Genomic DNA, 19,577 nt, shown 5'->3' with positions numbered 1-19,577 from the left:
CTGCCGGACGGGTCAGTAGGTGGTGGTGCGGCGGCCGGCGATCAGGCCGTAGATGAACAGCACGACCACGGCCCCCACGATGGCGCCGATGAAGCCCGCGCCCTGGTTCGGCCCGTACCAGCCGATCGCCTGGCCCAGGAAGGTCGCCACGAAGGCGCCGACGATGCCGAGGATCGTGGTCAGGATGAAGCCGGCGGGCTCGTTCGGGCCCGGCATGAGGAACTTGGCGATGACGCCGGCGAGAAACCCGATGATGATGGTCCAGAGAATACCCATGACTGACCCCAAGGCGTGATTGTCGATGGCGGCAGAACGCTTCGAGGCCCGCGACGGTTGCCCGCACCCCGACCGCCGATGACGATTTTCCTCGGGTTCCCGCGGCGCGTGCGCGCGCGGCCCTTTACGGCCGGGCCGGTGCGGCGGCAGATACGCCGGTTCTCGAGGATGTGGAGACGGGTATGGACATTCAGCGGATCGAGCCGGGCAAGCGGATGTCGCAGGCCGTCACCTTCGGCGACATGGTCTACCTCGCCGGGCAGGTCGCGTCCGACACGGTCGGCACCGGGGTCACGATCCAGACCCAGCAGATCCTGTCGGAGATCGACCGGCTGCTCGCCGCGGCCGGCAGCGACAAGGCGCGGATCCTCTCGGCCACCATCTACCTCGCCGACATCGCGACGTTCGCGGAGATGAACGCCGCCTGGGACGCCTGGGTGTCTCCGGAGAACGCGCCGGCCCGCGCCACCGTCGAGGCCAAGCTCGCCGCGCCGGAGTACCTGGTCGAGATCATGATCGTGGCCGCGAGGAGCCGGTGATCGGCCCGCGTCGGACCGTCCTGGCGGCGGCCGCGGCCGTCCTCGCGGGAGGGCTCCTGGCGGTCCTGCCCCTCGTGCGGCCGGCACCGGCCGCCGAGGAGCGGGTCGTCAACATCTACAACTGGTCGGACTATATCGACCCGCAGGTGCTCGAGGCCTTCACCCGCGAGACCGGGATCAAGGTCGTCTACGACACCTACGACAACAACGAGATCCTGGAGACCAAGCTGCTCGCCGGCCGGTCGGGCTACGACATCGTCGTGCCGTCGGGACCGTACCTGCAGCGGCTGATCCGGGCCGGCGCGTTCCTGCCCCTCGACAAGTCCAAGCTGAAGAACCTCGGCAACCTCTGGCCCGAGGTGACCAGCCGGCTGGCGGCCTACGATCCCGGCAACACCTACGCGGTCGACTACATGTGGGGCACGACCGGCATCGGCTACAACGTCGCCGCGGTGCGCGAGCGCCTGGGCGCCGGCGCGGCGGTCAATTCGTGGTCCGTCGTCCTCAATCCTGCTTCGGCCAACAAGCTGAAGGAGTGCGGGATCATGGTGCTCGACAGCCCCGAGGACCTGATCCCCAGCATGCTCCCGGCCTTCGGCGCGAAGGCGGATTCCAAGCGCTGGGACGACATGACCCTGGTGACCGACGCCCTCTACAAGGTGCGCGGCGCCGTGCGGAAGTTCCACTCGTCGGAATACATCCAGGCGCTGGCCAATGGCGATATCTGCCTGGCCGTCGGCTATTCGGGCGACATCATGCAGGCCAAGCGCCGGGCCGAGGAGGCCAAGAACGGGATCGACATCGCCTACGTCGTGCCCAAGGAAGGCGCCCTGATGTGGTTCGACACCTTCGCGATCCCGAAGGATGCCGCCCACCCGGCCGAGGCGCTGGCCTTCATCGACTACATGATGCGGCCCGAGGTGGCGGCGGCCAACACCAACTTCGTCTCCTACGCCAGCGGCAACCTCGCGGCGAAGAGGTTCGTGAAGCCCGAGATCCTGAGCAATCCCGGCATCTATCCGGACGAGGCGACGATGCAGCGCCTGTCCATCAACACCGCCTGGGACGACCGCACCCAGCGCTTCGTCACCCGCCTCTGGACCCGGGTCCGCACCGGGCGCTGACGCGGATCGGCGTCGGAGGGGGCCGTCAGCCTTCCGGATCCGCCGGCACGCCGCTGCGGGCGAGCCACGCGCGGACCGCCGCGCGGGTCTCGCGCCCGGAAGCGTTGAGCAGGCGCTCGGGGGTGGTGAAGAAGTACGGCTGGAAGGTCTTCTGCTGCGCGTTGCGCAGGGTCGGGTCGACCCCGGCCTCGAGCAGCCTCAGCACCCAGGGATTGGCCGCGCCGACCTGTGCCGCCACGTGGAGCAGCGAGTTGCCGGTGGCGTCGACCCGGTTCGGGTCCGCGCCGGCCCGCAGCAGCAGCCCGATATGCGCCTCGCGCCGGTTCTGTACGGCGCGGAACAGCGGCGTCCACTGACCGCGCGGGCTCGCCGGGTCGACCGGCGCGCCGTGGCGCAGCAGGATCTCCAGGTAGGTCGGATCCTCGACCATCGCTGCCATGTGCAGCGCGGTCTCCTGATCGAGCCCCGGCACAGACGGGTCCGCCCCCGCGTCGAGCAGGGCCGACAGCGCGCGCGGCCGCGCGTTCCAGATCGCCCATTCGAGCAGGGTGAGGTTCCGGCCGCCGCGGACGGAGAGATCCAGGCCGGGCGCCAGCGCGGCGATGCGCGCGACGTCACCGCGGGCGACCGCCGCGGCGATCGCGGCGAGCGGGGACGCCTCGAACGCGCCGCTGTGGTCTCCGGTCGGGGTCTCCATGACCGTTCGCTCCTCGGCGCCGCCTGATTCGGCGCTGCGTGACGCGGGTCATGTGACCGATAAACACGGAGGCGCCGCAAGGCCCCCTCCGCAAGTGTCGCCGCCGGTGCGCACCGCCGGCGCACGACGTGGTCAAGAAGCGATCTCGCCGCGGCGCCGGTCGAGACCGTCCGCGGCGAGCCTCGTCGATCCCGGACTCGATGACCTAGTGCTTCAGATCGTCCGGAACCTTGCCGCCGTTCTCGGCGAGCTTCTGCATGACCTGCTTGTGCAGCCAGATGTTCATGCTGGCCGAATCGTCCTTGTCGCCGGTGTAGTGGAGCTCGTCGGCGAGCTGCTTGCGCGCGGCGAGGCCGGAATCGAGGCCCAGCAGCTTCATCAGGTCGACGATCGAGTGCCGCCAGTCGAGCGTCTGCGGGTTCTTCTCGGCAAGGCCGGTGAGCACCGCCGCGACGTCCACGGGCTCGCTGCCGCCGGCCGAGCCGGGGGCCGACGTGGAGGGCGTGCTCGTGCCGGCCTGGCCGCCGGAGCCGGCGTTGGGCGCGGCGTCCGCGGTGCCGCCACCGAACGGATGGAGGATCTTGCTGACGATGCTGCCGAGGAGGCTCATGGATCCGCTCCGATAATCGAGGCCCGATCTCCGCGTCGGGCGGCCATTCAACTGGCTGTGAGCCTTGGCGTTCCGCGATTCGGCAGGCTCGGGACGGTCGGCGCGGCGCGGCCCGGAGCGATCACGACCTCGGCCAGAGGGCGAGGACGAGCGCGGCCCGCTCCTCCGCGAGCGTGCCGTCCGGGACCGGGCGGCCCGCGCGGGCGTACCAGTAGCGCGCGTTGCCGTCGTCGCCCTCGACCCGGTGGAGATGGGCGTGGACCCAGGCCGCGTCGGACCCGCCGGCGTCCTGGACGAGGCGGTGCGCCCGCTCCCAGGCGGCGGAGGCCGGGCCGGACGCGTCCCGGGCGAGCCACCAGAGCGCGGCGAGCGGGGCGTCCCAGACGCTCGGCGGCTCGGACGCGGCGAGTGTCGCGGCGAAGGCGGCGGGGAGGCTCTCGGTCACGGCTGTCTCCTTCCCGGGCGTTTCAGCGGCCGGCGGCGCGCTCCGGCTGCCAGCGCCCGCGGCGCTGCCGGGCCGACCACGCGTAGCGGGCATCGCCGTCGAGGCGGTCGAGATGGTCGGAGAGGCGGTTGCGCTCGAGCCACGACAGGGCCGCCTCCAGCTCCGGGAGGGTCATGGTCGCGCGGCCCTTGCCGAGCACGCGCTTGAGAACAGCGTTGTAGCGGTGGGCGAGATTGCCGCCGCGGGGCACGCGCAGCGAGGTCTCGTCCTCGACCGCCTGGGCGGCCACCGCGGCGGCGAGCCGCTGGCGCAGGGTCCGCTCGGTGACGGAGGGCGGTTCGGGCGCGGGCGCCGCGGCGACCGGTTCGGGGAGGCGCGGGCGCAGCAGGGCGTAGCGCATCCCGATCGCGTTGCTCTCCAGGGGCGTGATCCCGCCCGGCTCGTCGTCGCGCCAGCGGGTTCGCTCGGGCACGACGGCGCTCGCCGGCCGCTCGCGGGGCGGCCGGACGCTGCTGCCCTGCTCGGTCTCGAGTTCGAGGCGGAACCGCGCGAAGAGCGGGTCGTCGGGGTGGAAGATTAGCGCCTGCTGCCCGTCGTAGGGGCCGGCATGGGGATCGACCCGGGTGGCCCGGGCGAGCATCTGCTCGAGCCAGGGCCGGGAGCGGATATGGGTCAGGGCCGCGACCACCGCGACCTCCGGGGCGTCGAGCCCCTCGTACGCCATCGCTACCGTCACCAGCACGGCCGGTTCCGGCGTGAGCCGGAACGCTGCCAGAGCCGCGTGGGCGTCGCCTTGACCGGAGGTCGCGAGACGGACATCGCGCTCGCCCTGCCCCGCCGGCATCCAGTCGCGCAGGGTCGCGAGATAGGCCCGCGCGCTCGCCTGATCGGGCGCCACCACGAGGAGCTTGCCGAGCCCCCGGGCCGGTTCGCCGGGCGGGAGATCGCGCTCCGCCCGGCGCCGGGCGCGCAGGCGCTTCGTGGCGAAGAACGCCTCGCTCAGAAGGTCGCGGGCGAAGCCGGTCCGCAGGGCGGTGAACAGCGCCGGCCGGGTGGTGATCCGGACCGCGCCCGCGCCGAGCCGGTGCGGCCCGACGCGCGGGCTGTCGCCGGCGATCCGGCCGCCCTCCAGCCAGCTCGCCTCGCCGTCGAGGGCGCCGAACGTCACCGGCAGCACCGCCCGCTCGGCCAGCGCCTGCGCCCGCGAGTAGCCGATGACCGCGAGGCCGGTCGCGTCGAGGTCGAGTTCCGGCCCGCGGCCGGGTGCGGCGGGCTGGTAGGGCAGCCCGAGGATCCGCCGCCCGTCCGCCCGCTCCAGCGTCCCGGACAGGTACAGGCGCACGGTCGCCGCCTCCATGACGGGCAGCATCGCGCGGGACCACGCCCCCGCCTCGGCATCCTCCGCGGAGGCTTCGTCGGCGCCCGGGCGACCGGGGACCGGCAGGTGATGAACCTCGTCGACCACCAGCAGGGTGCGGTGCGCCCGCGCCTCCGCGAGGTGGAGCGCCGGGGCGGCGGCGACGGCCTGATAGGTGGTGACGTAGCCGGCCAGACCGCGCGCCGGATCGCGCTCGTTGTCGGCGGCCCGGACGCTGAGGGCGTGCCCGAAGGCCGCGCGCCAAAGCGGGTCGGCGAAGGCTTCCTCGGCCTGCAGCCGCAGGGAATCCCGCGGCACCACCCAGACCACGCGCTCGACGAGCCCCGCCTCGATCAGCCGGTGCGCGGCGATGACCGGCAGCAGCGACTTGCCCCCGCCCGGCGTGACCGCCGCCAGGATCTTCCGGACATGGGCCGCCTCCCCGCTCGCCATGGCCGCGACCAGGGCCATCAGCGTGCGCTGGTGCGACCGCAGGGACGGGGCGGGACGGGTCAAGGGCCGGCGAAGCAGGGCGACATCGCCACACCGTGGCCGATCCGGATTCCTTTGTGAATCCCCGGAGTCGCGGAACGTTCGCGTTTTCGTCCCAATGGCGGAGCCGCGGGCACCGCGAGGCCGGAAGAGGGTCGACCCGGCAAGCGCGGCCGCCCGGATCGCGGCGACGCCGAGCGAAACCGCCCCGCTCTCCACGATTGCCGCGTCCGGCGAGGCGGATCGGTCCACCATAAGCGTTGACACCCGGCCCACCCCTCACCATAAGGGCGCCGCGGGCGATGCCCGCCTTGGGGGAATGTCCCGAGCGGCAAAGGGGGCGGACTGTAAATCCGCTGCGTAAGCTTCGTAGGTTCGAGTCCTACTTCCCCCACCAAGTTCTTCCCGATCCCGTCAGCCTTGTTTCGCCAGAGCGGCCTCGATGCGCGCGGCCGCGGCGGCCGAGAAGCCCTTCCCCTCGAGCCCTTGTCCCGCGGCCGCCTGACCGGTGAGCGAGCGGCGCTTGCCCCCCGGCAGATGCGCCTGCCGCAGGGCGTGGGCGTCCCGGTGACTGGCATGGGTGATCGCGATGGCCAGCGCGTCGGCGGCGTCCGCGACGCGGAACTCGGCCTTCGGCAGAAGGAAGCGGACCATCGCCTGGATCTGCACCTTCTCGGCGTGGCCGGAGCCCGCGACGGTCTTCTTGATGAGGTTGGGGGCGTACTCGAACACCGGCAGTCCGGCGAGGGCCGGCACGAGCAGCGCCATCGCCCGCGCATGGCCCAGCTTGAGCGTCGCCTGGGCGTCCTTGTTGACGAAGGTCTCCTCCACGGCGACCTCGTCGGGCCGCACGGCCTCGACGACGCGGCCGATCCCCTCGAACAGCTCCCGCAGCCGCAGGGCCAGCGGAAGCTCCCCGTCCGAGGTCACGACCCCGCAATCGCCGTAGGTGAGCTTCGTGCCCTGCGCGGTGATCAGGCCCCAGCCGGTGCGGCGGAGTCCGGGGTCGATCCCGAGAATGCGGACGGCGCTGGTCATGGGGCTCCACGGCTCGGTGAACGGCCCGAGGCTGCCGTACGTATCGTGAACGCTTGGTTTCACCAAGGTTCCGGGCGCGGAAGCGGTCGGCCGTGGCCGGCCCGGCACGGTGCCGGGTCGAACTCACCCCCGGCGACCGAGGAGGATCAGCGCCGTTCCGGCGAGGCAGACCGCGCTGCCCGCGAGGTCCCACCGGTCGGGCCGCTGACCCTCCGCGAGCCACAGCCACAGGACCGAGGCCGCGACGTAGACGCCGCCGTAGGCCGCGAAGGCGCGCCCCGCCGCAGGGCTGTCCACGAGGGTCAGGAGGGCCGCGAAGGCCGCCAGCGAGGCGAGGCCCGGCAGCGCCCACCAGGCCGACCGCCCGAGCCGCAGCCAGGCCCAGAACGCGAAGCAGCCGGCGATCTCGGCGAGGGCGGCGGCCGCGTAGGCGAGGAGGGTCATCGCGTCAGCTTGGCACGGCGCGCCGCGCGGGACGAGCCCGGCGCCGGGGACGGACCGCGACCGGCATTAAGCTCCCGGCAAGGAGGATCCGGTCGAGTGTCGCCATGAGCACGCATGCGAGCACTCGCGAGACCCAGGGCGACCGGCTGCTGTTTCCGGGGGACGCCCGCCTCCGCGACGCCGTCCTCGCCTGGATCGAGGCGCTGGCGCGGGAGCGGCGGATGTCGTCCAACACCGTCGAGGCGTACGGGCGCGACCTCCGGCAGTTCCTCCACCACCTCGCGTCCCGTCAGGGGACGCCGACGATCCCGATGCTGATCGGCCTCAAGGTGCGGGACATCCGCGGCTTCATGGCCGCGCGCCGGGCCGACGAGGTCTCCGGGCGCTCGCTGATGCGCATGCTGGCGGGTCTGCGCTCCTTCGCGCGCTTCCTCGAGCGGGAGGGCTTCGGCACCGTCTCGGCCCTGGGCGGTGTGCGCTCGCCCAAGGTCCCGCGGCGGCTTCCCCGTCCCCTGCCCGTCTCCGCCGCGGTGGCGCTGACCGATACCGCGATCCGCGCCGGCGAGGAGCGGGAGCCCTGGGTCCTCGCCCGGGACGCCGCCGTGCTGGCGCTGCTCTACGGCGCGGGGCTGCGCATCTCCGAGGCCCTGGGCCTGACCCGCCGCGACGCACCCCTGCCCGGGGTCGATCAGGTCACCGTGCTCGGCAAGGGCGGCAAGCAGCGCATGGTGCCGATCCTGCCCGTCGTGGCGCAGGCCGTGGCGGACTACGTCGCCGCCTGTCCCCTGCCGCTGCCGCCGGAGGGACCGCTGTTTCTCGGTGCCCGGGGCGGCCCGCTCTCGCCGCGCATCATCCAGTACACGGTCGCGCGCGCCCGCGGCGCCCTGGGCCTGCCCGAGAGCGCCACACCGCACGCCCTGCGGCATTCCTTCGCAACCCATCTCCTGGCGCGCCAGGGCGAACTCCGGGCGATCCAGGAACTCCTGGGCCACGCTTCGCTCTCCACGACGCAGCTCTACACGCAGGTCGACGCCGCCCGCCTCATGAGTGCCTACGCGGCGGCCCATCCGCGGGCTGGCCATTGAGCAAGATTGCTAAAAACTTCGACTTCGAGAGCCTTCATCATCGTCTATAGGCGCGTCTTCCGGTTCGCCCAGTGCAGAATCCCGCTCTTTAAGAGCTTCGTCACGATCTTCAGCCAATATGGGCAACGAACGGGATGGGGTTAGGCGGGCGTCATGGATCTTCAGGATGGGAGGGCGCCGGCACGTGTCGTAATCGCGGATTGCGATCCGGGCCGCCGCGTCTCCCTGAGAGAGATCGTCCTGCGATTCGATCCCAGCGCGGTGATCGATGAGGCGACCTCGGGTCAGGCGCTCTGCGACATCCTCCTCCGCCACCGTCCCACCCTGGCCTTCGTGGGAATGCAGCTCGACGATCTCAGCGGCCCCGAAGCCGTCGCCGTCGCGCGCCGGGCGGGTGCGGAGCCCCCCTGCCTGGTGCTGGTGGCGACCCGCGTGCTGCCGCACTGGCAGGAGATCGCCACGAGCCTCGGCGCCTACGAAGTCCTGAAGACGCCCCTCGACCCGAGCCATATCGAGCCGCTGCTCCACGCGGATGCCCGCCGTCGCGCACCGACCCGGGCCCTGCTCGCCTGCTCGACTCCGGCCGGGCGGTCGGCCATCAGCCGCGTCGTGGCGCGCAGCGGGTTCGCGATCGAGCTCGACGAGACGGATGACGGCCGCCACGCCCTCAAGCAGCTGAAGCTCGCCGCCTACGACTTCGCCTTCATCGACGTGAAGCTCGGCGGCATCGACGGGCTCGAACTGGCCTGCCAGATCCAGCCCCTCGGCCTCCCGACCCGGATCACCCTGCTGACCACGTCCGAGCTGGAGCCCGTCGCACAGGCCGGCCGCTACTTCGGCGTCGACGCCGTGCTGCGGATGCCGTTCTACGCCCGCGACATCGACCTCGCCCTGCACAACGCGCTGGGCCTGCGTCGGCCGTATCTGCTGAACGCCCTGACGGCCCCGCCCGCGCCGAGCGCGCTGCTGCGGATCGCCGACCTGCCGAATTCCAGGCGCAAGATCGCCTGACCCCGCGCCGGGCCGTCGCTCTGCGGGCCAGTCAGGTTCGAGGCGCGCGGTGTGTGACGGAACGCGAGGGCCCCCTTTCCCGCACGGGAGAGGGGGCCTTCGCGCAGGCGGTCGAGGCCGCCGAGGTAGCAATCTGCGCAGCCGTGGGCCTTGCCTGTCAGACGTGGATGGCGCGCTTGTTGACCGCCAGCGCGGCTTCCTTGACGGCCTCGGTCAGCGTCGGGTGCGCGTGGCAGGTGCGGGCGATGTCCTCCGACGAGGCGCCGAACTCCATCGCGACCGCCACCTCGGCGATCAGGTTGCCGGCATCCGCGCCCACGATGTGCACGCCGAGTACCCGGTCGGTCTGGGCGTCGGCCAGCACCTTCACGAACCCGTCGGTGGTGCCGTTCGCCTTGGCCCGGCCATTGGCCGTGAAGGGGAATTTGCCGGCGTTGTAGGCCACGCCGTCCTTCTTCAACTCCTCCTCGGTCTTGCCGACCGAGGCGACCTCCGGGAACGTGTAGACCACGTTCGGGATCACGCCGTAATTCACGTGGCCGGACTGGCCGGCCAGCATCTCGGCGATCGCCACGCCCTCGTCCTCGGCCTTGTGGGCGAGCATCGGGCCGGCAATCACGTCGCCGATGGCGTAGATGCCGGTGACGTTGGTGGCGTAGTGGGAATCGGTGAGGATCCGGCCCTTGTCGTCCCGCTGGACACCGACCGTGTCGAGGCCGAGGCCCTCCGTGTAGGGCGTCCGGCCGATGCAGACGAGGACCACGTCGGCCTGCAGCGTCTCCGCCGTACCGCCCGCGGCCGGCTCGACCGTGACCCCCGCGCCGCCCTTCTTGCCGACCTCGACGCCCGTCACCTTGGTGGACAGCTTGAAGGCGATGCCCTGCTTGGTCAGGATCCGCTGGAACTGCTTGCCGACCTCGCCGTCCATGCCCGGCAGCACCCGGTCGAGATACTCGACCACGGTCACCTCGGAGCCGAGCCGGCGCCAGACGGAACCCAGCTCCAGCCCGATCACGCCGGCGCCGATGACGAGGAGCTTCTTCGGCACCCGGTCGAGTTCCAGGGCGCCGGTGGAGGAGACCACGACCTTCTCGTCGATGGTGACGCCGGGCAGGCGCGCCACGTCCGAGCCGGTCGCGATGACGATGCTCTTCGTCTCGAGCATCTGGTTGCCGCCGTCCTCGGCGATGACCTCGACGCGGCCGGCGCCGGCGATCCGGCCGGTGCCGTGGAAGGTGTCGACCTTGTTCTTCTTGAGCAGGAACTCGACGCCCTTGGTGTTGCCGGCGACGCCCTCGGCCTTGAAGGCCATCATCTTCTTAAGGTCGAGCTTCGGCGTGCCGACGTCGATGCCGAGATCGGCGAAGTGCGTGTTGGCCTCCTCGAAGGCCTCGGACGCGTGCAGCAGGGCCTTGGACGGGATGCAGCCGACATTGAGGCAGGTGCCGCCGTGCGTCGCGCGCTTCTCGACCACCGCGGTCCGCAGGCCGAGCTGCGCCGCGCGGATCGCGCAGACGTAGCCGCCGGGGCCGGTGCCGATGACGACGAGATCGTAGGACATGAGGCTTCGCTTCCGCTCGGTCGTGCCGCGTGCGAGACGGGCAGGGAATGTCAGGTGGGGCTTGGCTTCAGCGGCCGCCGCCGATGTCGAGGATGGCGCCCGTGGTGTAGGAGGCCTCGTCCGAGAGGAGCCACACGATCGGTGCGGCCACCTCCTCGGCGGTGCCGGCCCGCTTCATCGGGACGCCGGGGCCGAGACGCTCGACCCGGTCCGGCTCGCCGCCGCTGGCGTGGATCTCGGTGGCGATGATGCCGGGCGCCACCGCGTTGACGCGGATGCCGTCGGCGGCGACCTCGCGGGAAAGCCCGATCGTCAGCGAGTCGATGGCGCCCTTGGAGGCCGCGTAGTCCACGAACTGGCCGGGGCCGCCGAGGCGCGCCGCCACCGAGGACAGGTTGACGATCGCGCCCCCTGCCCCGCCGCGCTTGATCGACATGCGCCGCACCGCCTCCCGCGCGCACAGGAAGCTGCCGACCACGTTGGTGGTCATCATGCGCTGCAAGCGGGCGACGCTCATGTCGGCGACGTCAGACTTCACGTCGACCACGCCGGCATTGTTGACGAGCGCCGCGAGGCGGCCGAGGCCGTCGGCCGCCTTGAACAGGGCGATGACGTCGGCCTCGTTGCCGACGTCGCCCTTCACGGCGAGCGCCCGTCCGCCCTTGGCCGCGATCGCGTCCACCACGCCCTGCGCGGCGGCGGCGTCCGACACGTAGCTCAGGCAGACGGCGTAGCCGCGCTCCGCCAGGAGGAGCGCCACCGCGCGGCCGATGCCGCGGCTACCACCCGTGACGATCGCGACCCTGTTCTCAGCGCTCGACATGGCTGCCTCAGAGGTCCAGCACGAGGCGCGCCGGATCCTCCAGCGCCTCCTTGACCCGCACCAGGAAGGTCACGGCCTCCTTACCGTCGACGATGCGATGGTCGTACGACAGGGCGAGGTACATCATCGGCCGCGCCTCGATCTTGCCGGCGCGGACCACCGGGCGCTCCTCGATGCGGTGCATGCCGAGGATGCCGGATTGCGGCGCGTTGAGGATCGGCGTCGACATCAGCGAGCCGTAGATGCCGCCGTTGGTGATCGTGAAGGTGCCGCCCTGCATCTCCTCGATGGAGAGCTTGCCGTCGCGGGCCTTCTTGCCGAAGCCGGCGATCTTCTTCTCGATGCCGGCGATCGACAGGTCGTCGGCGTCGCGCACCACCGGCACGACGAGGCCCTTATCGGTGCCGACCGCGATGCCGATGTGGTAGTAGTTCTTGTAGACGAGGTCCTGCCCGTCGATCTCGGCGTTGACCGCCGGCACGTCCTTGAGGGCGCCGATCACCGCCTTGGTGAAGAAGCCCATGAAGCCGAGCTTCGTGCCGTGCTTCTTCTCGAAGATGTCCTTGTACTGGCTGCGCATCGCCATCACGGCCGACATGTCGACGTCGTTGAACGTCGTCAGCATCGCCGCGGTGTCCTGCGCGTCCTTCAGGCGGCGCGCGATGGTCTGGCGCAGCTTCGTCATGCGCACGCGCTCCTCGCGCGCGGCGTCGTCCGGCGCCGAGGGGGCGCGCGGCAGGGTCGGACGGGCCTCCTTGGCGGGCGCCGACGGGGCCGGCCCCTTGGCGATGGCGCCGAGCATGTCGCCCTTCGTGATGCGGCCGTCCTTGCCGGACCCGCTCACCGACGACGGGTCGACACCCGATTCCCGGGCGAGCTTGGCCACCGCCGGGCCGTTGTCTCCGACCGGGCGCTGCTGGGCCGCGGGGGCGGCGGCATCGCCGTGGTTGCCGTAGCCGGCCGACGATTCCTGGGCCGGCGCCTCGGCCTTCGCGGGCGCGGCGGCCTTCGGGGCCTCGCTCCGGCTCTCGGCCTTGGTCTCGGCGGTCTCCTTCGGAGCGGCCTTCTTGGCCGTGCCGCCGCCGGCTCCGGCCTCGACGATCGAGCCGAGCAGGGCACCGGGCTCCACGGTCTCGCCGTCCTTGACCAGGATCTCGCCGAGCTCGCCGGCCGCCGGGGCGTTCACCTCCAGGGTGACCTTGTCGGTCTCGAGCTCGACGATCGGCTCGTCGGCCGCGACCGTGTCGCCGGGCTTCTTGAACCAGCGGCCGATCGTGGCCTCGCTCACGGATTCGCCGAGGGTCGGGACGAGGATGTCGGTTGCCATGCTCTCTTCTGCCCCGCGGGGGGCCTCCTCTGGATGTCGGGCCGCGACGTCAGCGCCGCAGGATCAGGGATGGAACGGGCGAGACGGTGTACCGGAAGCCTGCCTGCGCCATCAGGACGGGATCTGCTTCGCCGAGCGCCTCGGCCCGGGCCGCGTCGTCGGCCTCGACCAGGGCGAGGCCCCAGGTGCCGCCGGACTCGAAGACGGGTCCGACCGCGATGGCGGTGCCGGCGGCCGCCTGCTCCATCCAGTAGCCAGAATGCGCCGAGAACAGCGCCTTCTCGGCCTCCGTCGCGTCGAACGGGAAGCTCGGGCGGGGCGGTTCCAGGCGGAGCAGGAAGTAGGCCATGGCCGGACGATCAGACCGCCAGGGCCTCGTTGAGGAAGGCCTGGAGCTGCGCCTGGTGCTTCGACATCTGGCCGACCGCCGTGGAGGCGGAGGCCGGACGGCCGACGTAGCGGGCGCGCTTCACCGCGGAGCCGGCCTGGCCGAGCACCCACTCGAGGTAGGGCTCGACGAAGGACCAGGCGCCCATGTTCTTGGGCTCCTCCTGGCACCAGATCACGTCGGCGTTGCGGAACCGGGCCATCTCGTTGGCCAGCGCCTTCAGGGGGAACGGGTAGAGCTGCTCGACGCGCATCAGGTAGATGTCGTTGAGGCCGCGCTTCTCCCGCTCCTCCAGCAGGTCGTAGTAGACCTTGCCGGAGCACAGCACGACGCGGCGGATCTTGTCGTCGCGCACGAGCTTGTTCTGCGCGCCCTCCTCCTCGGCGTCGTCCCAGAGGACGCGGTGGAAGGTCGAGCCCTCGGCGAGCGCGTCGAGGTTCGACACGGCGCGCTTGTGGCGCAGCAGCGACTTCGGCGTCATCAGCACCAGCGGCTTGCGGAAGTCGCGCTTCAGCTGCCGGCGCAGGATGTGGAAGTAGTTCGCCGGCGTCGTGACGTTGGCGACCTGCATGTTGTCCTCGGCGCAGGCCTGGAGGTAGCGCTCCAGGCGGGCCGAGGAGTGCTCGGGCCCCTGGCCCTCGTAGCCGTGCGGCAGCAGCAGCACGAGGCCCGACATGCGCAGCCACTTGCGCTCGCCGGACGCGATGAACTGGTCGATCACCACCTGGGCGCCGTTGGCGAAGTCGCCGAACTGGGCCTCCCAGAGGACCAGGGCGTTCGGCTCGGCGAGCGAGTAGCCGTACTCGAAGCCGAGCACCGCCTCCTCGGAGAGCATCGAGTTGATGATCTCGATCGCGGCCTGCCCCTCGCGGATGGCGTTGAGCGGCGTGAAGCGCTGCTCGTTCTCCTGGTCGATCACCACCGCGTGGCGCTGCGAGAACGTGCCGCGCTCCACGTCCTGACCCGACAGGCGGACCCGGTTGCCGTCGAGGAGCGTCGCCCCGAAGGCCAGGGCCTCGGCGGTCGCCCAGTCGATGCCGACCCCCGTCTCCACCGCCTTGGCGCGATTGTCCATGAAGCGCTGGATCGTGCGGTGCAGGTGGAAGCCGGGCGGCGCCTGCGTGATCCTGCGCCCGATCTCCTGCAGAGTCCCGGCCGGCACGGCGGTGCGGCCGCGGCGCGGGTCGTCCACGTCCTCGTGCACGGCCTTCACGCCGGACCAGCGGCCGTCGAGCCAGTCGGCCTTGTTCGCCTTGTAGTTATTGGCGACGTCGAGTTCGCTGTCGAGCATCCCGCGGAACTCGGCCTTGCGGGCGTCGAGCGCCTCCTGGGTCACCGAGCCGTTCTCGACGAGCTTGCGGCCGTAGCTCTCCAGCACCGACGGATGCTTGCGGATCCGCTGGTACATCTTCGGCTGGGTGAAGGCCGGCTCGTCGCCCTCGTTGTGGCCGAAGCGGCGGTAGCACAGCATGTCGATCACGACCGGCTTGCCGAACTTCTGCCGGTACTCGACGGCCACCTTCGCCGCGAAGGTGACGGCCTCAGGGTCGTCGCCGTTGCAGTGGAAGATCGGCGCCTCGACCATCTTGGCGACGTCGGAGGGGTACGGCGACGAGCGCGAGAAGCGCGGATCGGTGGTGAAGCCGATCTGGTTGTTGATGATGAAGTGCACCGAGCCGCCGGTGCGGTGGCCCTTCAGGCCCGACAGGCCGAAGCACTCCGCCACCACGCCCTGGCCCGCGAAGGCGGCGTCGCCGTGGATCAGGAGCGGCAGCACCGTGCGGCGCTCGATGTTGGGCTTGGCCCATTGGTCCTGCTTGGCGCGGACCTTTCCGAGCACCACCGGGTCGACGATCTCGAGGTGGGACGGATTGGCGGTGAGCGACAGGTGGACGTTATTGCCGTCGAAGGCGCGGTCCGAGGACGCGCCCAGGTGGTACTTCACGTCGCCCGAGCCCTCGACCTCGGCCGGGGAGGCCGAGCCGCCCTTGAACTCGTGGAACACCGCCCGGAAGGGCTTGGCCATCACGTTGGTGAGCACGTTGAGCCGGCCGCGATGGGCCATGCCGAGCACGATCTCGCGCACGCCCAGCGCGCCGCCGCGCTTGATGATCTGCTCCAGCGCCGGGATCATCGCCTCGCTGCCGTCGAGGCCGAAGCGCTTGGTGCCGGTGTACTTGAGGTCGAGGAACTTCTCGAAGCCCTCGGCCTCGATCAGCTTGTTGAGGATCGCCCGGCGTCCCTCGGGGGTGAAGGAGATCTCCTTGTCCTTGCCCTCGATGCGCTCCTGGATCCACGCCTTCTCGGCCGGATCCGAGATGTGCATGAACTCGACGCCGAGGGTCTGGCAGTAGGTCCGCTCCAGGATGCCGACGATCTCGCGGATCGTGCCGAACTGCAGGCCGAGGACGTTGTCGAGGAAGATCGGACGGTCCCAGTCGGCCTCCTCGGTGAAGCCGTAATGCTGCGGGTGCAGCTCCTCGTGATCGCCCCGCGGCGCGAGTCCCAGCGGGTCCAGCTTGGCGTGCAGGTGGCCGCGCATCCGGTAGGAGCGGATCAGCATGATCGCCCGCACCGAATCCTTGGTCGCCTGCTCGACCGACACGCCGGTGGTGGCGGTGACGCTGTCCTGCGGCTTGCCGGGCTTGGGCTCCTTGGCTTCCCGCGCGACGATCTTGTCGCCGATCGCCTTCTCCAGGGCGCCCCAGTTGCCGTCGAGCGCCGAGACCAGCTCGCCGTTGAGCGGCACCGGCCAGTGCGGCTTCTCCCAGGAGGCGCCGGCGGCGTTCTTCTCGACCAGGGTCTCGTCCTCGCCGAGCCCCTTGAAGAAGGTCTGCCACTCCGGATCCACCGAGGACGGGTTGCGGGCGTAGGCCGCCTGCAATTCCTCGATGTAGGCGGCGTTGGCGCCGTACAGGAACGAGGTTTCGAGGAGCGCTTCGTTCACGTCCTGGCGTGCCATGGTGCGTCCATCCTGATCGCGCGGGCAGGCTCCCCTGCCCTCCGGGCTCCCCGTCAGCGCGGCGGAGCGCCCTCGAACCGAAACGGGGCGGGTGACCGCCCCGCTGAGATCGTCTGCACGCCCGATATGGGCGTCGCGGCCCTGCGATGGCCGCGACGCAGGCGCGCGGGCCTTTAGCCCTTCAGCACCTCGACGAGCGTCGAGCCCAGCCGGGCCGGCGACGGCGACACGCGGATGCCCGCGGCCTCCATGGCGGCGATCTTGTCCTCGGCGCCGCCCTTGCCGCCCGAGATGATCGCGCCGGCATGGCCCATGCGGCGGCCCGGAGGCGCCGTGCGGCCGGCGATGAAGCCGACCATCGGCTTCTTGCGCCCGCGCTTGGCCTCGTCCTTGAGGAACTGCGCAGCCTCCTCCTCGGCCGAGCCGCCGATCTCGCCGATCATCACGATCGACTCAGTCTTCGGGTCGGCGAGGAACAGCTCCAGCACGTCGATGAACTCGGTGCCCTTCACCGGGTCGCCGCCGATGCCCACCGCCGTGGTCTGGCCGAGGCCGGCATTGGAGGTCTGGAACACCGCCTCGTAGGTCAGCGTGCCCGAGCGGGACACGATGCCGACCGAGCCCGGCCGGAAGATGTTGGCCGGCATGATGCCGATCTTCGACTCGCCGGCCGTGACGATGCCCGGGCAGTTCGGCCCGACGAGGCGCGACTTCGAGCCCGTCAGCGCCCGCTTCACCCGCACCATGTCGAGCACCGGGATGCCCTCCGTGATGCAGACGATCAGCGGCACCTCGGCGCTGATCGCCTCGCAGATCGCGTCGGCGGCGCCGGGCGGCGGCACGTAGACCACCGAGGCCTCGGCGCCGGTGGCCTCGCGCGCCTCCGCGACCGTGTCGAAGACCGGCAGGCCGAGATGGCTGGAGCCGCCCTTACCGGGGCTCGTGCCGCCGACCATCTTGGTGCCGTAGGCGATGGCCTGCTCGGAGTGGAAGGTCCCGTTCTTGCCGGTGAAGCCCTGGCAGATGACCTTGGTGTTGGCGTCGATCATCACCGACATGATCAGGCTCCCTTCACGGCGGCGACGATCTTCTGGGCGGCGTCGTCGAGGTCGTCCGCCGGGATGACGTTGAGGCCGGAATTGCGGATGATGGCCTTGCCCTGCTCGACGTTGGTGCCCTCGAGGCGCACCACCAGCGGCACCTGCAGGCCCACGGCCTTCACGGCCGCGATCACGCCGTTGGCGATCACGTCGCACTTCATGATCCCGCCGAAGATGTTGACGAGGATCCCCTTCACGTTCGGGTCGGCGGTGATGATCTTGAACGCCGCCGTGACCTTCTCCTCCGAGGCGCCGCCGCCGACATCGAGGAAGTTCGCCGGCTCCTCGCCGTAGAGCTTGATGATGTCGAGCGTCGCCATGGCGAGGCCGGCGCCGTTGACCATGCAGCCGATCGTGCCGTCGAGCGCGATGTAGGCGAGGTCGTACTTGGACGCCTCGATCTCCTTGGCGTCCTCCTCGGTCTCGTCGCGGAGCGCCATGATGTCCGCGTGCCGGTAGAGGGCGTTCGAATCGAAGGCCATCTTGGCGTCGAGGCACTTGAGGTGCCCGTCGGCGGTCAGCACCAGCGGGTTGATCTCCAGGAGGCTCATGTCCTTGGCCACGAAGGCCGCGTAGAGCTTCTCGGTCAGCGCGGCCGCTTCCTTGGCCTGGGCGCCCGACAGGCCGAGCGCCTCGGCGACGGCGCGGCCGTGGTGGGGCATCACGCCGGTGGCCGGGTCGACCGCGATCGTGTGGATCTTCTCGGGCGTGTCGTGGGCGACCGCCTCGATGTCCATACCACCCTCGGTGGAGACCACGAAGGCGACGCCGCCCGTGGCGCGGTCGACCAGCATCGAGAGGTAGAACTCCTCGGCGATCTGGGCGCCCTCCTCGATGTAGAGGCGGTTGACCTGCTTGCCGGCCGGGCCGGTCTGGATGGTCACCAGCGTCTGGCCGAGCATCTCGCCGGCGAACTGCTTGACCTCGTCGATCGACTTGGTGACGCGCACGCCGCCCTTGGCGCCCTCGGGCGCGCCCTTGAAGGTGCCCTTGCCGCGGCCGCCCGCGTGGATCTGGCTCTTCACGACCCAGACGGGGCCGCCGAGCTCCTTGGCGGCGGCCTCGGCCTCCGACGGGTTGAAGATGGCCACGCCGCGGGAGACGGGCAGGCCGAACTCCTTCAGCACGGCCTTGGCCTGATATTCGTGGATATTCATCGGAGCCTCGTAAGGAGGAGCGAATAGGTGGCAGCGGGCGACGCGTAGAGAAATCGAGTGATCGAGATTCGAATCTCCGACCGCTACGCGCTGCCCGGTATCCGCTTACCGGTCAGGCGAGGCTGCTGTCGACGCCCTTGCAGGCCTCGATGAGTCCCGTCACCGAGGCGACCGACTTGTCGAACATGGTCTTCTCGGCCGCGTCGAAGGTCACCTCGAGCACGCGCTCCACGCCGTTGGCACCGATCACGATCGGCACGCCGATGAACATGCCCGTCACGCCGTACTGGCCGTCGAGGTAGGCGGCGCAGGGCAGGACCCGCTTCTTGTCGCGCAGGTAGCTCTCGGCCATGGCGATGGCGGAGGCGGCGGGCGCGTAGAAGGCCGAGCCGGTCTTGAGCAGGTTGACGATCTCGCCGCCGCCCTTGCGGGTGCGGTCGACCATGGCGTCGAGCTTCTCCTGGGTCGTCCAGCCGAGCTTGACGAGGTCGGTCAGCGGCACGCCCGCCACCGTCGAGTAGCGGGTCAGCGGCACCATGTCGTCGCCGTGGCCGCCGAGCACGAAGGCCGTGACGTCCTCCACCGACACCTTGAACTCCTCGGCGAGGAAGTGGCGGAAGCGCGCCGAGTCGAGCACGCCGGCCATGCCGACGATCTTGTTGGTCGGGACGCCCGAGAACTTCTGCAGCGCCCACACCATGGCGTCGAGCGGGTTGGTGATGCAGATCACGAAGGCGTCCGGCGCGTGGGTCTTGATGCCCTCGCCGACGGCCTGCATGACCTTGAGGTTGATGCCGATCAGGTCGTCGCGGCTCATGCCGGGCTTGCGCGGCACGCCGGCGGTCACGATCACCACGTCGGCGCCCTTGATGGCGGCGTAGTCGCTGGCACCCGCGTAGGTCGCGTCGAAGCCCTCGACCGGGGCGGCCTCGGCGATGTCCAGCGCCTTGCCCTGCGGCACGCCGTCGACGATGTCGAACAGCACCACGTCCCCGAGATCCTTGAGGCCGGCCAGAAGGGCCAGGGTGCCGCCGATCTGGCCGGCGCCGATGAGCGCGATCTTGTTGCGAGCCATGTCGGATGTGTCTCCGCTGCGTTCGACTTCGGTGATGCGTTGCGCGAGGCCGGAGCCGCTCGTCCG

Annotated in this window: 19 protein-coding genes and 1 tRNA gene; 5 read left to right on the top strand and 15 right to left on the bottom strand. The window is 70.9% G+C overall.

Annotation, left to right across the window (positions count from 1 at the left end; all coding sequences use genetic code 11):
• Positions 1 to 12 precede the first annotated feature (12 nt).
• Entirely contained in the window at positions 13 to 276 is a 264-nt protein-coding gene (locus ASG32_RS11080; protein ID WP_012317940.1) for a GlsB/YeaQ/YmgE family stress response membrane protein, read from the bottom strand.
• Between the two features lie 182 nt (positions 277 to 458).
• On the opposite strand from ASG32_RS11080, the gene ASG32_RS11075 reads away from it, so the two are divergent.
• Positions 459 to 815: a RidA family protein gene (locus tag ASG32_RS11075; protein ID WP_056525665.1), complete on the top strand. Its 357-nt coding sequence runs from the start codon at positions 459 to 461 to the stop codon at positions 813 to 815.
• Positions 812 to 1,939, top strand: coding sequence for a polyamine ABC transporter substrate-binding protein (locus tag ASG32_RS11070; protein ID WP_199866100.1), 1,128 nt, complete (start codon positions 812 to 814; stop codon positions 1,937 to 1,939). The genes ASG32_RS11075 and ASG32_RS11070 overlap by 4 nt, the downstream gene beginning before the upstream one ends.
• A 25-nt stretch (positions 1,940 to 1,964) precedes the next feature.
• On the opposite strand, the gene ASG32_RS11065 is transcribed toward ASG32_RS11070, so the two are convergent.
• The 4 genes from ASG32_RS11065 to ASG32_RS11050 form a co-directional block, all read right to left on the bottom strand.
• Positions 1,965 to 2,636 (bottom strand): ankyrin repeat domain-containing protein, encoded by a 672-nt coding sequence (locus ASG32_RS11065; RefSeq protein ID WP_056525661.1) that lies wholly within the window; start codon positions 2,634 to 2,636, stop codon positions 1,965 to 1,967.
• A gap of 205 nt (positions 2,637 to 2,841) precedes the next feature.
• Positions 2,842 to 3,246, bottom strand: a complete 405-nt coding sequence (locus tag ASG32_RS11060; RefSeq protein WP_056525658.1) for a DUF3597 domain-containing protein — start codon at positions 3,244 to 3,246, stop codon at positions 2,842 to 2,844.
• Between the two features lie 121 nt (positions 3,247 to 3,367).
• Positions 3,368 to 3,691 (bottom strand): hypothetical protein, encoded by a 324-nt coding sequence (locus ASG32_RS11055; protein WP_042671911.1) that lies wholly within the window; start codon positions 3,689 to 3,691, stop codon positions 3,368 to 3,370.
• Between the two features lie 22 nt (positions 3,692 to 3,713).
• On the bottom strand, positions 3,714 to 5,564 hold the full coding sequence (locus tag ASG32_RS11050) for a DEAD/DEAH box helicase family protein (RefSeq protein WP_082557826.1): 1,851 nt from the start codon (positions 5,562 to 5,564) through the stop codon (positions 3,714 to 3,716).
• Between the two features lie 289 nt (positions 5,565 to 5,853).
• Here ASG32_RS11050 and ASG32_RS11045 point away from each other — a divergent pair.
• Positions 5,854 to 5,937: transfer RNA gene (locus tag ASG32_RS11045), tRNA-Tyr, on the top strand.
• A gap of 17 nt (positions 5,938 to 5,954) precedes the next feature.
• On the opposite strand, the gene ruvC is transcribed toward ASG32_RS11045, so the two are convergent.
• Both ruvC and ASG32_RS11035 read right to left on the bottom strand, forming a co-directional pair.
• Positions 5,955 to 6,578 (bottom strand): crossover junction endodeoxyribonuclease RuvC, encoded by a 624-nt coding sequence (gene ruvC / locus ASG32_RS11040; protein ID WP_020093735.1) that lies wholly within the window; start codon positions 6,576 to 6,578, stop codon positions 5,955 to 5,957.
• Positions 6,579 to 6,701: 123 nt separating this feature from the next.
• Positions 6,702 to 7,022: a YnfA family protein gene (locus tag ASG32_RS11035; RefSeq protein WP_020093734.1), complete on the bottom strand. Its 321-nt coding sequence runs from the start codon at positions 7,020 to 7,022 to the stop codon at positions 6,702 to 6,704.
• A 104-nt stretch (positions 7,023 to 7,126) separates the two neighbouring features.
• Between ASG32_RS11035 and ASG32_RS11030 the strand changes: the two genes are divergently transcribed.
• Both ASG32_RS11030 and ASG32_RS11025 read left to right on the top strand, forming a co-directional pair.
• Positions 7,127 to 8,107, top strand: a complete 981-nt coding sequence (locus ASG32_RS11030) for a tyrosine recombinase XerC (protein ID WP_020093733.1) — start codon at positions 7,127 to 7,129, stop codon at positions 8,105 to 8,107.
• 261 nt (positions 8,108 to 8,368) lie between these two features.
• Positions 8,369 to 9,118 (top strand): response regulator, encoded by a 750-nt coding sequence (locus ASG32_RS11025; protein ID WP_020093732.1) that lies wholly within the window; start codon positions 8,369 to 8,371, stop codon positions 9,116 to 9,118.
• Between the two features lie 157 nt (positions 9,119 to 9,275).
• On the opposite strand, the gene lpdA is transcribed toward ASG32_RS11025, so the two are convergent.
• The 8 genes from lpdA to mdh all read right to left on the bottom strand — a co-directional run bounded on the left by lpdA (position 9,276) and on the right by mdh (position 19,511).
• The gene (lpdA, locus tag ASG32_RS11020) at positions 9,276 to 10,679 is read right to left on the bottom strand and encodes a dihydrolipoyl dehydrogenase (RefSeq protein WP_056525655.1); all 1,404 of its coding nucleotides are present in this window, start codon (positions 10,677 to 10,679) and stop codon (positions 9,276 to 9,278) included.
• Between the two features lie 67 nt (positions 10,680 to 10,746).
• Positions 10,747 to 11,502 (bottom strand): SDR family oxidoreductase, encoded by a 756-nt coding sequence (locus ASG32_RS11015; protein WP_020093730.1) that lies wholly within the window; start codon positions 11,500 to 11,502, stop codon positions 10,747 to 10,749.
• A gap of 7 nt (positions 11,503 to 11,509) precedes the next feature.
• Positions 11,510 to 12,829 (bottom strand): 2-oxoglutarate dehydrogenase complex dihydrolipoyllysine-residue succinyltransferase, encoded by a 1,320-nt coding sequence (gene odhB / locus ASG32_RS11010; protein ID WP_056525652.1) that lies wholly within the window; start codon positions 12,827 to 12,829, stop codon positions 11,510 to 11,512.
• A gap of 49 nt (positions 12,830 to 12,878) precedes the next feature.
• Positions 12,879 to 13,178, bottom strand: coding sequence for a YciI family protein (locus ASG32_RS11005; RefSeq protein ID WP_042671905.1), 300 nt, complete (start codon positions 13,176 to 13,178; stop codon positions 12,879 to 12,881).
• 10 nt (positions 13,179 to 13,188) lie between these two features.
• A complete protein-coding gene (locus tag ASG32_RS11000; protein WP_020093727.1) occupies positions 13,189 to 16,179 on the bottom strand; it encodes a 2-oxoglutarate dehydrogenase E1 component in 2,991 nt (996 codons plus the stop codon).
• A gap of 173 nt (positions 16,180 to 16,352) precedes the next feature.
• Positions 16,353 to 17,237, bottom strand: coding sequence for a succinate--CoA ligase subunit alpha (sucD, locus tag ASG32_RS10995; protein WP_010685286.1), 885 nt, complete (start codon positions 17,235 to 17,237; stop codon positions 16,353 to 16,355).
• A 2-nt stretch (positions 17,238 to 17,239) separates the two neighbouring features.
• Positions 17,240 to 18,436, bottom strand: coding sequence for an ADP-forming succinate--CoA ligase subunit beta (gene sucC, locus ASG32_RS10990; protein ID WP_056525649.1), 1,197 nt, complete (start codon positions 18,434 to 18,436; stop codon positions 17,240 to 17,242).
• A gap of 112 nt (positions 18,437 to 18,548) precedes the next feature.
• Positions 18,549 to 19,511 carry a malate dehydrogenase gene (gene mdh, locus ASG32_RS10985; protein ID WP_020093725.1) on the bottom strand — a complete coding sequence of 321 codons (963 nt, stop codon included), beginning with the start codon at positions 19,509 to 19,511 and terminating at the stop codon, positions 18,549 to 18,551.
• Positions 19,512 to 19,577: the final 66 nt, after the last annotated feature.

Source organism: Methylobacterium sp. Leaf361, assembly GCF_001424445.1.
Taxonomy (GTDB): Bacteria; Pseudomonadota; Alphaproteobacteria; order Rhizobiales; family Beijerinckiaceae; genus Methylobacterium.
This window is presented reverse-complemented; position numbering and strand designations above follow the sequence as displayed.

Coding starts and splice junctions, on each gene's coding strand:
- ASG32_RS11015 (WP_020093730.1), bottom strand. CDS start 11,502: ATGTCGAGCGCTGAGAACAGGGTCGCGATCGTCACGGGTGGTAGCCGC.
- odhB (WP_056525652.1), bottom strand. CDS start 12,829: ATGGCAACCGACATCCTCGTCCCGACCCTCGGCGAATCCGTGAGCGAG.
- ASG32_RS11075 (WP_056525665.1), top strand. CDS start 459: ATGGACATTCAGCGGATCGAGCCGGGCAAGCGGATGTCGCAGGCCGTC.
- ASG32_RS11030 (WP_020093733.1), top strand. CDS start 7,127: ATGAGCACGCATGCGAGCACTCGCGAGACCCAGGGCGACCGGCTGCTG.
- lpdA (WP_056525655.1), bottom strand. CDS start 10,679: ATGTCCTACGATCTCGTCGTCATCGGCACCGGCCCCGGCGGCTACGTC.
- ASG32_RS11005 (WP_042671905.1), bottom strand. CDS start 13,178: ATGGCCTACTTCCTGCTCCGCCTGGAACCGCCCCGCCCGAGCTTCCCG.
- ASG32_RS11060 (WP_056525658.1), bottom strand. CDS start 3,246: ATGAGCCTCCTCGGCAGCATCGTCAGCAAGATCCTCCATCCGTTCGGT.
- ASG32_RS11035 (WP_020093734.1), bottom strand. CDS start 7,022: ATGACCCTCCTCGCCTACGCGGCCGCCGCCCTCGCCGAGATCGCCGGC.
- sucC (WP_056525649.1), bottom strand. CDS start 18,436: ATGAATATCCACGAATATCAGGCCAAGGCCGTGCTGAAGGAGTTCGGC.
- ASG32_RS11065 (WP_056525661.1), bottom strand. CDS start 2,636: ATGGAGACCCCGACCGGAGACCACAGCGGCGCGTTCGAGGCGTCCCCG.
- sucD (WP_010685286.1), bottom strand. CDS start 17,237: ATGTCGGTGATGATCGACGCCAACACCAAGGTCATCTGCCAGGGCTTC.
- mdh (WP_020093725.1), bottom strand. CDS start 19,511: ATGGCTCGCAACAAGATCGCGCTCATCGGCGCCGGCCAGATCGGCGGC.
- ruvC (WP_020093735.1), bottom strand. CDS start 6,578: ATGACCAGCGCCGTCCGCATTCTCGGGATCGACCCCGGACTCCGCCGC.
- ASG32_RS11000 (WP_020093727.1), bottom strand. CDS start 16,179: ATGGCACGCCAGGACGTGAACGAAGCGCTCCTCGAAACCTCGTTCCTG.
- ASG32_RS11080 (WP_012317940.1), bottom strand. CDS start 276: ATGGGTATTCTCTGGACCATCATCATCGGGTTTCTCGCCGGCGTCATC.